This window comes from Psychrobacter sp. PAMC 21119 (assembly GCF_000247495.1).
GTDB lineage: Bacteria > Pseudomonadota > Gammaproteobacteria > Pseudomonadales > Moraxellaceae > Psychrobacter > Psychrobacter glaciei.
The window spans coordinates 1-13088 of sequence record NZ_AHVZ01000038.1; the positions used below are offsets into that span (position 1 = coordinate 1).

The following is a 13088-nucleotide window of genomic DNA, read 5'->3' on the forward strand; positions in this document are numbered from 1 at the left end:
AAGGTAATAAAAAATTAAAGTTTATATAGGGCGTGTTGAACATTCGACCATGGCACTGACAGAGACTATTTTTTAGACAGTTCGACGTTAAAAACAGTAAGTTTAGTCATTCTAAGCGTCTACTTTTAACCATGAAATGGCAAAAAATGACCTGTCTCTTCGAGCTGATTCGAAAACTGCCCTATGCTGCGTTGTAAACCTAGTTAAGGCATGAGCATTACCGTCGTTTTACGCCTTGTCTAGAACAGTTTTCGCAATCAGCAGTGCCTATTTGTGAATGTTCAACACGCCCTAATATAGTCAGTGAAAAGTAATATCGATACATCACGCACTACTGATATCAATTTTTCTTGCTTGCTGTGCCTTTGCAGACAGAGGCTACAAAAAACTGATATCAGCAGTATCGTAGCGTTTTTGGAATATTTTGACTATATTTCAAGATTAACTTCTAAAAATGAATAACCGTACGAATACTCTCCCCTTTATGCATCAAGTCAAACGCTTCGTTGATGTCTTCTAATGGCATGGTATGGGTAATGAAGTCTTGTAGTGGGATTTCGCCCGCTAGATAGCGCTCAACATAACCTGGCAATTCCGTACGACCTTTCACGCCGCCAAATGCTGAACCTTTCCAGACTCGACCAGTCACTAACTGGAACGGACGGGTTGAAATTTCTTTACCTGCACCAGCCACGCCGATAATAACCGACTCGCCCCAGCCTTTATGGCAGCACTCTAGCGCGGAACGCATCACATCGACGTTACCGATACATTCAAACGAATAATCAACGCCGCCATCGGTTAGCTCAACGATGACTTCCTGAATTGGTTTGTCATAATCTTTTGGATTAATGCAGTCAGTTGCGCCCAGTTTTTTGGCCAGCTCAAATTTGCTCTCGTTGATATCAACCGCAATGATACGGCTGGCTTTTGCCATCGCAGCACCAATCACTGCTGACAGACCAATACCGCCCATGCCAAAGATAGCGACCGTAGCACCTTCTTCGACTTTTGCAGTGTTCATGACCGCGCCCATACCAGTGGTGACGCCACAGCCAAACAAGCAAACTTCTTCTAATGGCGCTTCTTTATTGACTTTAGCCAATGAAATCTCTGGCAAGACCGTATATTCAGAAAAAGTTGAGCAACCCATATAATGGTAAATTGGCTGACCATCTTTATAAAAACGCGTTGTGCCGTCTGGCATAAGACCTTTACCTTGAGTCTCGCGCACTGCTGAGCATAGGTTGGTTTTACCCGAAAGGCAGAATTTACATTCACCACATTCTGCGGTGTATAGAGGAATGACATGGTCGCCAACTTGGACACTGGTGACGCCTTCACCAATTTGCTCAACAATACCACCACCTTCATGACCCAAAATCGCTGGGAATACACCTTCTGGGTCTTCACCAGATAAGGTAAAGGCATCGGTATGACAAACGCCACTAGCAATGATTTTCACTAGCACTTCACCTTTGCGCGGCAACATCACATCCACTTCTTCGATAGATAGCGGCTGATTTGGCCCCCAAGCAATGGCGGCTTTCGATTTGATAAATTTATCTGACATAAGAGTCTCTCTTTTTAATTAATTTTATCGCTTATTCAGCGCAGACCTATTCAGGTTATAGTGCGTGCCTAATAGAGGCAAGCTACAGTTGTAGCAGTCTGTAAAACATTTCATGCTATGTCGATAATTATAGTTGTTTCTGAGGTAATAACAATATGCTATATTTGCAAATATCTTTTACACAGTGGTAACAATCATGCGCTGGGATGGTATTAGCGAATTCGTTTGTGTGGCAGAATATGAGAGCTTCACGCGCGCCGCAAAAGAATTGAGCATCTCGACTGCGCAAGTCAGTCGGCAGATCAGCGCGTTAGAAAAGCGCTTGAATATAAAATTGCTATATCGAACCACGCGCAAGGTCTCACTCACCGAAGAAGGCCGCGTGTTTTATCAGCATTGCCGCGGTGTGCTTGATGGCTTGGATGCCGCTGAACAAGCAGTGAGCCACCTACAGTCAAAGCCACAAGGCAGGATTAAACTGACCGCTCCTGTCACTTATGGCGAGCAGCAATTATTACCACTGGTCAATGATTTTATGGTGCGATACAGCGATATCGAAGTAACGGCTTTTTTGAGCAATCAAAAAATGGACTTGATCGACGGTGGCTATGATTTGGCGATTCGTATTGGCAAATTAAGCGATTCAACCATGATGGCAAAAAAACTCAGCCGTCGTACGAATTTCGTCTGTGCCGCGCCAGCTTATCTTGAGAAACACGGTACACCGCACTCTTTGAGTGAGCTGAGTCAACATAATTGTCTGCTAGGCACACGTGACTATTGGCACTTTATAGAAGATAGCAAAATAGATTCTGGAAAAAATACTGACAAAGAAAAAAATCTACGTGTTTCTGGCAGCGTTCAATATAACAGTGGTCATAGCCTAGTTGATGCTGCGCTAAAAGGTTTGGGTATCGTGCAGCTACCGGATTATTATGTGCAGCAGTATTTAGCATCAGGTGAGCTGGTCAGCTTGTTGGATGACTATAGAGAGCCTGAAGAAAGTATCTGGGCTATCTATCCGCACAACCGTCATTTATCGCCAAAGATTCGATTACTGGTAGATTATCTATCGGAGCATTTAGCATGAACATATAAAGCCACTATTCGGTTTTACTTAAAATTCGGTTTTACTTAAAATGAATATTATCCACTATCATTAAGAAATATCTGTAATATTAGAAGAAGATCGCTTAACAAAACCAAGCATCACTCGCTAAATAAATTACCATAATAAAAGGAATTTTTATGATTAAGATTGTCTCTATCACTGCCTTAGCTTTGGCCATGTCCTCGTGTGCCAGCGTTGAAAATATTTTAAACGCACCGGATAAAATGCCATCAATGCCAGAAACGATGACTGCTATCAATGCTGAAAAGGGTTTGGTTACGATGCAAAGTAATCATTCCGTGCAAGATACTGCTGATAAGCTGGCAGCGATTATTGAAAGTAAAGGCATGAAAGTATTTGCGCGCGTCGATCATCAAAAAAATGCGCAAGGTGCCAATTTAACATTGAGACCAACGCAGGTAATTATGTTTGGTAACCCAAAAGCGGGTACGCCATTGATGAATTGCGAGCAAAGCGTCGCCATCGACTTACCACAAAAAATCCTTATCAGTGAAGATGCGGATAAAAAAGTCTGGTTGTCGTACAATAATCCTGAATATTTGAAAGACCGTCATAACATCAAAGGTTGTGATACCGAGATAGCTAACATCGCAAAAGCGCTTGATGGTGTCAGTAAGGCAGCTATTGCAAAATAAGCTATAGATGGAAATATGAACACAAAAAAGGTGGGATGCAAAAGCATAACCCACCTTTTTTATATCTTTAAAAGATTAACTTATTAGCCATTCTTAGACTGTGCGATTTGCTCGTGTAGCTCTATTTTTAACTTCTTAGCACATTCGATAATCTTTTTTCGACCGGCAGGGATAGCGCCATATTCAATCGCTGTCGCACGCATTTGTACCGTAACATCATAATGCGGGTAACTGGCATGACGGTGGAATAAGCGCTGATCTACTTCTATCAATAAGGCAAATTCATGCAGCTCTTGCAGCGTATCAGCCAACATATGACACCATTTATAGCCTTTAAATTCTATCTGCACAAAATCCACATATATTGCCATAGAGCCGCCTCCTTTATTACCCTTAACATCTTATCATGCGCTAAACCACGCTTTCACAAACAGTCATCAAAATAACTCACCGACATTTTTTTTGAGCTGTTTAAGCACTATTTGATATTCTTTATCACTGATTTCAAGTGCACTGAGACGCCCATAGCGTAGCTGACGATAGTCTTGTTGAATCTGCATGATTTTGGCTTGGACAATTTCTGAGTGACCGCTGTCTGTTAAACGGCTATCAGTACCACCTTCGGCATTTGAATCAATAGCCAGTGCCACGCGCTCAAGCCATGCCAGTTGGCCTTCACTGTCATCACGAGCCAGTGATTTATCCACTTTACCAATACGTCTTGATAGCTGTGCAAGCGGCAGATCGGCTAGATGCCAGCGTTTGCGGCGACGTTGCCAGATGACAAAGATTAAAATAGCCATGACGGTAATAGCACTCACTGCCAACCAAATAATTTGCTGCATAACTGAGCGGATGTTGAACCATTTGAGTAGCGAATCAGCTTGCTTATCCTGATCGTAACCGACGACGTCTTTTTGCCAATAGTAGCTGGCTTGATCTGAGAGGCGGCGCAAGGTTTGTAGCATTTGATATTGCTGATAGCTGATTTGTGCACTAGCACCATCACCGAACATCGCCGCTCCCTGCGACTGCGTCAGCGCATCCATCCCTTGCTCGACGCGCTCAGGCGCAACAAAAGCTGTCGGATCGACACGTACCCAGCCTTGACCCTCAAGCCAAACTTCCGTCCAAGCGTGCGCATCTTTCTGCCGAACTTCCCAAACATTCCCACTGCGGCTTAGCTCGCCACCTTGATAGCCTGCCACGACCCGTGCAGGTATGCCAGCTGCCCGCATCATAAACGTAAAGCTTGAAGAATAATGCTCACAAAATCCCGCTTTAGTCTCAAATAAAAACTCGTCAATACGGTTATTATTTAATCGTGGTGGCGATAAAGTATAACGAAATTCTGTTTGATTAATCCAGCGTTCAATAGCCGCTATATAGCGTGTAGGGTCTGAGCCAGATTGCGCAAATAATCGCTTTGCCAGTGCGCGTGCTTGTGGGTTGCCATCAGCTGGCAGAGCAAGATTCAGACGCCGCAACGCTTCAGACAGAACAGGGTCAATGCGCATCGGTGCAAATTGCAATACGTCATAACGGAACTGCTGAGTAACTGGCTGGTCTTTTAATAAGGTAAAGTTTGAAGTAATACTGATGTCTTGGCGCTGGGCAAAAGGATAATCGAGTCCAAATAGCCAGTTTTGTTGTGTGGGTTCTAGAATAACCTCATAGCTAGTAGGCGCAACTTTCACTTCATCGGGGATAGTAGCAAAGGCGTTCTCAATCCAAACAGGCATTTGCGGTGCAGGCCGCCATTGTTGTTGCTGAGGGCTAGGACGCCATGTAACCCCATCAAAATCGCTAAATACCAAGCCGCGCCAATACAGTTGCTGCTGCGGTGGGCGCTTATCTGCAAACTCTACCCGAAAAGCCAGCTCAGTCGATTGTCCCAAATTAGCAAAGTCACCGGGCGACATACTATCAGAGACGCCAGTGGTTGCTTGCTGACCCGATAGCTGCACTGACCATAGCGGTGGTAAGCGCGGGAAGAATAAAAACAATACAACCAATAATGGCAGTGCCCCAAGACCTAATACACCCAAAGTGCGCAGACGACCATCACCGCGAGTATTGCCATCGTCATTGAGTGCAATAAATGCCAACAAGATAATGACAGCACCGATGATTACTTCTAAAGTCGTAACAAGACCTTGATCCATCAAAAACAGCGCGGCAAGCACAAACAGTGATAAATTTAAGACCACATAAGCATCGCGCCGCTTATACAATTCCCACAGCTTACTGATGAGACATAGCACTAAAAATGCCACACCCATATCTAGTCCAAACGCTGTATTGTACGTCAGCCATAGACCGACAAGACCCAGCAAGAAGCCGAGCATTTGCATGCCTTGATAGACACGTTTTAGATGACGTAATTTTTTGAACTTAGCTTTGATGCGTGGTAGTTGGGCGGCGATACTAACCACAGCAAAGCCAATCAGCCATAAAGGCAAATGCGCGGCATGAGGTAAAATGACGATGATTTGGGCGATTAATACCCAATAATACGCTGGCAAGGCAAATAGCTTGCGAGTCCATTTAGCATCGCTAGCCTGCTCAGTATGAGAAGTGATATTTTGACCCAATGCCAACTGCTCAAAGCTTGCAGAATTTATAAAGTCTGATTTAGAAGAGCCAGTAAATACTTCTACCGGTTTCTTTGAGTCATCTATTTTAGAGATATTGGTCATGGCGTTTTTGCCAACCTTAGCAAGCACGCTTGCGCAAAACTATCACCTTCTCCCATCGGGGCAGCAGCAGAGGCATCACTCGGCAAACACATCTTAAACGGCACACCCAGCTCACCCAGCCTCATCGCCCCATACGTCATCTGAGCCAGCCTCTGCTCATGATGCGCCGCTGGCATATCGGCATAATCTAAGCTTTGTTCATGACCGACTGGATCAGCAAAGTGCTTGGTAAACATACCTTGACCGCGCGCCACATGACCCCAAGAAACCCGTGCCAGCGACTCACCTTCGATATAATTATCCAGCCGCTCAAAGTCATCTTGACCTTGCCGATATTGCCCGCCTGTTGGTAGATCCTCCTGACTTGCAACTGCATATTGCGCCTGCCAGTCAAATGCTTCAGGTTTTGGATAGACCCACGCCGTACGCGCAAAATAGACATAAGACCATGCCCGCATAATGCCCAAAGGATAAACGGTTTTTATTTTTAATCGTGGTAATTCAAACTGCCCACGACTATGCGTCTGTACTGGCAAACGAATAATCTGCTCACCTTGTAGCCGTGTGACGAGCACAGAATTTTGACTATCTACGTTAGGTTTGATTTTCTTACTGGATTTTTTATCCGTCTCTTTATCAACCTGCTCAAAGCCAAATAACAACTGCCGTCTTGGTTGGCGGCTCTCACTGCGCAGCTGCAAAGTCACCCAAACAGGCGCACCCGCTTCTGCCATGGTCGCTTCTATTAATTGTACTTTTAGACCTGAAATATGCGCAAAGGTCACATGAAAGCTGATCAGCCAGACACTGACCAAATAAAAACATAAGCCCAATACTAAGTTGTTGCCATAGTTGATGCCAGCAATAAAGGTAATGACCAATAAGACAGCAAATAGCATACCTTCACGGCTAAAAAAGATATAGACATTACGCAAATTAAGCGTAGCACTATCACTTTTAGGCGCACGCGAGGCAAACCAACGGCTTAATGCTGAAGTAGCTGGTACGGTTAAGGCTTTTGGCAAAAAGCTCATGACTACCCTATCCTTACCATAAAATTAATACTCTCATTCACAATTGAATAGCAGTTTTGGACATAAACGCACGCTATGAAAAATCAAACGGTTAAACAATAACAGCCACGTCTGCCAATATGCGTTGCGCGATGGTTTGTGTCGCCTGCCCTCCCGTCACGTACGCGGGCACAAAACGCTGACCGAGACGATGATCAGTGACCGCAGCGAACACCGCTTGAATATCTTCAGGCGTCATCTCCATATGCCCCGATACATAGGCATAAGCTTGTGCAGCACGCTGTAGTGACAGCACACCACGCGGTGATAAGCCATGATACTCTTGGCTTGCTCGTGTTTTTGCCACCAGTCTTTGTAGATAATCCAAAACCACGTCCGCGACATGAACTTGCTTGACCCCTTGCTGGGCTACTAAAACAGCGTCCGTATCTAGCACGGCATCCAACTCTTTTAATAGCTCGCGGCGATCCTGACCTTTTAAGAGCTCACGCTCTGCCGCAGGTGATGGGTAACCGAGTGACAAACATAGTAAGAATCGATCTAGCTGCGACTCAGGGAGTGGATAGACACCTGCTTGCTGCAAAGGATTTTGGGTTGCAATCACAAAAAACGGCTGCGGCAAAGGATAGGTTTTCCCATCTTGGGTGACTTGCCGCTCTTCCATCGCTTCTAATAATGCGCTTTGCGTCTTGGGGCTGGAGCGATTGATTTCATCTGCCAGTAACAGCTGAGTAAAGATAGGCCCAGAGCGAAACTCAAACTGCTGTTTACTTTGGTCATAGATACTCATGCCTAAAATATCTGCTGGCAGCATGTCGTTAGTAAACTGCACACGGCTAAAGCTCAAGCCCAATAACTGTGCCAATCCCTGCGCCAAGGTCGTCTTGCCCATACCCGGTATATCTTGCAGTAATAAATGACCACCTGCCAATATACCACTGAGCGCCAACTTAACGGCTTGAGGTTTGTCCAACACAATTTGGTTTAACTGTGCCATAAGCTGGGCGATTTTTTGCTGGTTATGGCGATAGTCGCTAGCACTAGGCGCAGATTGACTGAGTATCTCTGACGTTGACTGGCGTGTAGAGGAAAGGGACATGTCGATGGCTGTATGGGTCATAGTAATTATTGGCTCGTTTTTGGATAATGAGTATAAATCAGGAATTACTTTGCCTCATCTTCCACTAGGGGCGCGGCGGCACGAAGCGTTGACAGATAAGCGATCACATCCGCACGCTCTTTAGCATCAGGCATAGGGTTTGATAGCATCTTTGAATCTAGCATGGCTTTTTCCGCATCCGCAATATAAGGATCGAGCGTTTTTGCATCCCATATCCAACCTGATGATTTTAGGCCATCACTATAGGTGTAATCTTCTAGCTCTGCGGCGGGCGCACCATATATATTCATTAACTGCGGGCCTTTTTTATTGAGACCGGCATTGAGCTGATGACACTGACCACAAGCCTCTTTATAAATTAGGGCACCATTGGCAGCGTTACCTCCAGTATATAGTGGCAGCGTGACAGGCGCGCGATGATCAGGTGGTATACTTTCCCCGCAGGCGGTGAGCAGTAGAACAGCAGTAAAAATACCGCTCAATGATGACTTACTGATAATAGACATTTTTGACAATCTTTAGTTGAGGAGCACCAGCTATATAAGACGATATCGATAATAATGCGATGCGAAATCAGGCAAAATCGGTCGGTGCGCATAGATAGCTGTTTAAAAATAGAGCGTTATTTATCGGCATCTAAACCAATAAATAACGCTTAAGAAACGTCTAGGGTTATACCTGTATGGTCACACAAGATTAGGTGCTCTTATGTGCCACTAGCCACTTTTATTGTACTGCTTGGCTCTTCCAAATAATACCCTTGCAGATAGCGCGCACCCACACTCCAAGCAACAGACATGGTTGCCGCCTCTTCAATGTAAGGCATCAATACATCAATATTAACTGCGTTAGTACGCACGATAAGAGACTTAACGGCTTCTAAATTATCCGCAGAATCGATATCTTGCACGTAACTACGAGCCAAACGTACGATATCTGGCTGGACAACGCTGGCAATCTCAACAGACTTAGTAGACGAGCCAAAGTTAGTAATACCAAGCTGACAGCCCACTTGGTCAAGTGCTTCAAATTGAGACTTGGCAACCGTTAAATGATCAGCGATATCTTGTTCATTAAATTGTAGCGTCAATGCTCCTGCAGCACCGCCAACGGCATTAATTAGCTGACTGGCAACGTTTGGCAGCTTTTTATCAACCAGCGAAGCACTGGTCAATTGTATCAATAGTCGCGCTTCGGGATGGATCTTACGGACGTCATTTATCTTTTTACAGGCATTAATCAGTACCCAACGATCTATTTTTTCTAGCAATTGATGCGCTTTAGCAACCGCCATAAATTGTTGAGGCGTCAATACGGTATTGTCAGCATCTGCCAATGGCAGCCGCAGATAGACTTCAAAAAAGTCACTACGGTCATTATTGATGTCGTATATCGCCTGAAACGATAGCTCAAAGCGGTTATTGGCAATGGCATCGACTAGAGACTCAGCGAGCGCATGGTCATCACTATTGGCATGCTCACTGGGATCATACAAATGATAGGTGCCACCTTTATTGGAGGTCTCAGTCATAATCTGAGCAATGGCATCCATCGCTCGCTCTAATACAATCTTAGGCTCAGCGGTATTTTTTTCGATTTTGACAATACCAATACTAACGGTGGTGCTTGTCGTACGCTTATCGACTTCAATGAGCATCCCACTAATACGCGAGACAATATGCTCGGCAAGCTTTTCGAGATCGGCGGTTGTCTGATTCTCTACTAGTATCGCAAATGCTGTGTCACTAAAGCGGCTTACATAGCCTTCTGGCACCAGCTCGTCTAGGGTATAAGCTACCTGCTTGACCGTCGTATCAACACCTTGCAAACCCAAACTACTTCTAATTTTACCAATATTATCGAGCTGAATATACATTAGCCCAGCAGTCAGTTCGCCCGCGAGCGCTTGCTGGTGTAATGTCGTCAACTGCTCTTCAAAACCATGGCGGTTGTTGATTCCTGTCAAGCTGTCCTTGCGCTCAGCTTCTGCCAAGCGCTTGGCAACCTCAGCGCTATTACTGTTGTTTTGTTGAATAATAATCTGGGTAACCGGCTCACTATCCAAGGTGGCTGCTGCCAGCTGTAGTTTTGCCTCAAAGGTACTACCATCCGTACGTAGGCTTTCGAATTTGAACTCGACCTCTTCACGGCTACCCTTATCAAACTGTCGCAAAAACTGCTTAAAGGCTTTGACATTGTCGCCGCCTGCGATCAAATCAATAACGGGTACACCAATGATATCGTTCATTGATTCAAAACCAAATAGCTGAAGATAAGGGTCATTGGCAAAGATATGAATACCTTGGTCAAGATAGGCAACCGCACTTTTGGAGTTTTTGATTAAAATATTAGCGCGCTGCTCTGCTTCAGACAATACATGATGCAGAGCTTTTAACTGGCGGCGGCTACGCAAATTATCATGCTGTAAGCAAATCGCCATCACCACTGCTGTCTCTTGGTCTGCCCTAAGCGCCTTAACCATCGTACCATTCATTACAGAAGGCAAACCGTCTTCATTATGAGCAGTCACGGCCGTCTCTGTGCTCATCAGACAAATCATCGGCAGATCAATGCTCTGCTCTTGCACGATGCCCACCATGTCGGTAAAGCTCATATCATAGGCTTCGCCAAAAACTAAGACATCCCACGGCTGGCGGAGCGATTTGAGCAACTCTTCCTTGTCATCCAAAAAGCCTAGATTGATGCTGTCATAATAAGAATCTAGCAAATCCACCAGACGCTCAGCATAGAGCTGATCGGCATCGATAACTAGTAGATTTAAGACGGACTGAGTACGCATAGGAGGCCTTTTGAATCTTATGATCGTATTTATTTTTATCGCTTAATTTCGATACCTTGCTGCTTTTCCTAACATCAAAATAGCACGGCAAGTAAGCAAGCACTACAAGTATTAGGCTCAGCGGGTATTCAAAATACTGGTTTATTAATGCGGTCTAGGATGACTGACTTGGTAGATAGGTATTTCTAGACCATAAAAATGTAAGTCGCAGCATCTCTCATTATAGACAATAATTTAACCGACTGCAGATTAACTTAACTAGGACATGCTGAAGTATGGCAAATAGTAGACTTAGAGAGGCTGCCTATAGCACTATCCAAGTAAATACTTGCGCAGACTACAGTTGTACCACTTCATACTGGCTAAACTCATCGGTCACCAATAAGGGATGTAATAAACGTAACAATTTCTGTTTATTATGCAAGCGCATGATCACTCTATCATTGGTCTGAAAATGAAAGGTCGGCACTATTAAGCTGCAAGTCGTCTGTAGCTGATCATCGCCAGCAACAATAAAGGCTGGCACAAAATGCTGACTGCGTGACTTCCTATCCTCTAGACGCAGCCCGCAAGTGATTAACTTGTGACCAAGGACTTGCCACTCTACCTCTGGATTATGAGTATCAAGATTGAGCCAGCGTACAACCCCAATCGACCAGTCAGCGGTGGTCGTCTCAGAACGGCACAATAAAGAAAGACTCATTATTTGTAACGGTGGCGGAGCGGTAATGGTAGGACGGATATCAACATCAACAGGATTTACCATCAGCTGCAACGTGCGAAAAGGCGAAAGGGCTTTTTTACTGTCAAAAGTTTCAACGATTGATAAGTTACTGTTCACGGGTTTTTTTGGTACGGTATCATAACGAGGTCGCTCCCCATCCGGCAGCTCTTTGGTGCCGATCAAGCTTATCAATCCTTGCGCATGACTAGCATGATAATGAATGTCGTTAAATCCAATCACCATTGTGGCATCTTGCTTAGCGCTATACTTAGTCGGTACGGTTAATTGCGGCTGCATATAGCGATAGGTTATTGCCATTGCTATCTTATTCAGCAAGCAGCACTCAACGCCTTCGCTACCCTCATTGATTAATGCTTGCTGGCGTGATTTTAGATGCTCGATCACTGATGCCAGCTCAATGAAGAGACAGTCGTACTGGCTCTCATAGGGATTGATGCTAGAGTGGGCGGTCAAATAAGTAGGTGGATTCTCACTATGCAAGTTGACAAAGACGCGTGTCTCAGTTTGCGGCTCTATGGTCGCAACGATTGGTTCAGCCCACTCCGGTAATAAGCGATGGACCAGCAAGATATTAGAACGACGCAATCCGCGCACATTGAGCAAGCTGTGCAAACATATTTGACAATACAATCGATGTATACTGTCCGCGCGGTTGGTAACGACGTAAACACTTAAGTCAAGCGTTGCAGCATAGCGCTGACAGGCAAGATAATACAATCGGTTCAGTGCAGCCCAGACATATGATGGTGGCTTTTGATAACAAATGGCCTCTTCCATCAATAGTTTTTGGTACGTTAACATCGTCTGGTAAATAACGATAGCTAACGTTATTGGCGCAGATTTTTCGCCCGTAAAACGGCGCTGCCAGCCGCTACTTGCCAGCGTTTTTTGACTGTCTAACAATGATATTTCGCGGCGTATCACACCATCACAGACCAAAATAACAAGATAATATAAAGATTTTACTTGAGCAACACAGTCCAACTGAGCGTCACTCAGCGCCCCCGTCTCATGGACGTAAGACTGACGTAAAGCAGCAATCAGTCGATCGGCAGCATCAAGGACGATACGAATTAATTTGAAACGTTGCTGATCATCTACGTCAGCCACTCTCAACTCTGTGAGTACTTTTTCCAATTGCTCCGCTTGCTGCGCTTCTGTTTGCGATGGCAAAAGTGCCACCCACTTGCGCAAATGCTGCTCTTGACCATTGGTCGAGTGGCTAGAAGCAGGCAACAACGGCTCTGTCGAAGCCAGATGCTCTTGAAAATCCGATAAAGTTATCATTACTATCCTTAGTCATTACGCAGTGATAGCTGCACAAACTATTAGCAAGCGGGTAAGCGTTAG

General features: G+C 44.9%; 10 protein-coding genes. 2 read left to right on the forward strand and 8 right to left on the reverse strand.

Annotation, left to right across the window (positions count from 1 at the left end):
* Window positions 1–448: 448 nt before the first annotated feature.
* Window positions 449–1573: an S-(hydroxymethyl)glutathione dehydrogenase/class III alcohol dehydrogenase gene (locus tag RH96_RS12020; protein ID WP_010201309.1), complete on the reverse strand. Its 1125-nt coding sequence runs from the start codon at window positions 1571–1573 to the stop codon at window positions 449–451.
* 196 nt (window positions 1574–1769) lie between these two features.
* Between RH96_RS12020 and RH96_RS12025 the strand changes: the two genes are divergently transcribed.
* Together RH96_RS12025 and RH96_RS12030 are read left to right on the forward strand one after the other, a co-directional pair.
* Complete coding sequence (locus RH96_RS12025) at window positions 1770–2663, forward strand: LysR family transcriptional regulator (RefSeq protein WP_010201311.1); 894 nt, start codon at window positions 1770–1772, stop codon at window positions 2661–2663.
* A gap of 158 nt (window positions 2664–2821) precedes the next feature.
* Entirely contained in the window at window positions 2822–3340 is a 519-nt protein-coding gene (locus RH96_RS12030; RefSeq protein ID WP_010201313.1) for a DUF302 domain-containing protein, read from the forward strand.
* Window positions 3341–3423: 83 nt separating this feature from the next.
* Here RH96_RS12030 and RH96_RS12035 read toward each other — a convergent pair whose 3' ends face one another.
* The 7 genes from RH96_RS12035 to RH96_RS12065 form a co-directional block, all read right to left on the reverse strand.
* Window positions 3424–3711, reverse strand: a complete 288-nt coding sequence (locus tag RH96_RS12035; protein WP_010201315.1) for a DUF4031 domain-containing protein — start codon at window positions 3709–3711, stop codon at window positions 3424–3426.
* 66 nt (window positions 3712–3777) lie between these two features.
* Window positions 3778–6039: a transglutaminaseTgpA domain-containing protein gene (locus RH96_RS12040; protein WP_010201317.1), complete on the reverse strand. Its 2262-nt coding sequence runs from the start codon at window positions 6037–6039 to the stop codon at window positions 3778–3780.
* Complete coding sequence (locus tag RH96_RS12045) at window positions 6036–7073, reverse strand: hypothetical protein (RefSeq protein WP_010201319.1); 1038 nt, start codon at window positions 7071–7073, stop codon at window positions 6036–6038. The genes RH96_RS12040 and RH96_RS12045 overlap by 4 nt, the downstream gene beginning before the upstream one ends.
* A 91-nt stretch (window positions 7074–7164) precedes the next feature.
* Window positions 7165–8172 (reverse strand): AAA family ATPase, encoded by a 1008-nt coding sequence (locus RH96_RS12050; protein ID WP_026037341.1) that lies wholly within the window; start codon window positions 8170–8172, stop codon window positions 7165–7167.
* 65 nt (window positions 8173–8237) lie between these two features.
* The gene (locus RH96_RS12055; RefSeq protein WP_010201324.1) at window positions 8238–8699 is read right to left on the reverse strand and encodes a c-type cytochrome; all 462 of its coding nucleotides are present in this window, start codon (window positions 8697–8699) and stop codon (window positions 8238–8240) included.
* Between the two features lie 200 nt (window positions 8700–8899).
* Window positions 8900–10993, reverse strand: coding sequence for an EAL domain-containing protein (locus RH96_RS12060; RefSeq protein WP_010201327.1), 2094 nt, complete (start codon window positions 10991–10993; stop codon window positions 8900–8902).
* 337 nt (window positions 10994–11330) lie between these two features.
* The gene (locus RH96_RS12065) at window positions 11331–13025 is read right to left on the reverse strand and encodes a hypothetical protein (RefSeq protein ID WP_010201329.1); all 1695 of its coding nucleotides are present in this window, start codon (window positions 13023–13025) and stop codon (window positions 11331–11333) included.
* Window positions 13026–13088: the final 63 nt, after the last annotated feature.

What these genes read in the sequence shown, in the direction of transcription:
- RH96_RS12020 (WP_010201309.1), bottom strand. Translation starts at nt 1,573, where the DNA reads ATGTCAGATAAATTTATCAAATCGAAAGCCGCCATTGCTTGGGGGCCA.
- RH96_RS12025 (WP_010201311.1), top strand. Translation starts at nt 1,770, where the DNA reads ATGCGCTGGGATGGTATTAGCGAATTCGTTTGTGTGGCAGAATATGAG.
- RH96_RS12030 (WP_010201313.1), top strand. Translation starts at nt 2,822, where the DNA reads ATGATTAAGATTGTCTCTATCACTGCCTTAGCTTTGGCCATGTCCTCG.
- RH96_RS12035 (WP_010201315.1), bottom strand. Translation starts at nt 3,711, where the DNA reads ATGGCAATATATGTGGATTTTGTGCAGATAGAATTTAAAGGCTATAAA.
- RH96_RS12040 (WP_010201317.1), bottom strand. Translation starts at nt 6,039, where the DNA reads ATGACCAATATCTCTAAAATAGATGACTCAAAGAAACCGGTAGAAGTA.
- RH96_RS12045 (WP_010201319.1), bottom strand. Translation starts at nt 7,073, where the DNA reads ATGAGCTTTTTGCCAAAAGCCTTAACCGTACCAGCTACTTCAGCATTA.
- RH96_RS12050 (WP_026037341.1), bottom strand. Translation starts at nt 8,172, where the DNA reads ATGTCCCTTTCCTCTACACGCCAGTCAACGTCAGAGATACTCAGTCAA.
- RH96_RS12055 (WP_010201324.1), bottom strand. Translation starts at nt 8,699, where the DNA reads ATGTCTATTATCAGTAAGTCATCATTGAGCGGTATTTTTACTGCTGTT.
- RH96_RS12060 (WP_010201327.1), bottom strand. Translation starts at nt 10,993, where the DNA reads ATGCGTACTCAGTCCGTCTTAAATCTACTAGTTATCGATGCCGATCAG.
- RH96_RS12065 (WP_010201329.1), bottom strand. Translation starts at nt 13,025, where the DNA reads ATGATAACTTTATCGGATTTTCAAGAGCATCTGGCTTCGACAGAGCCG.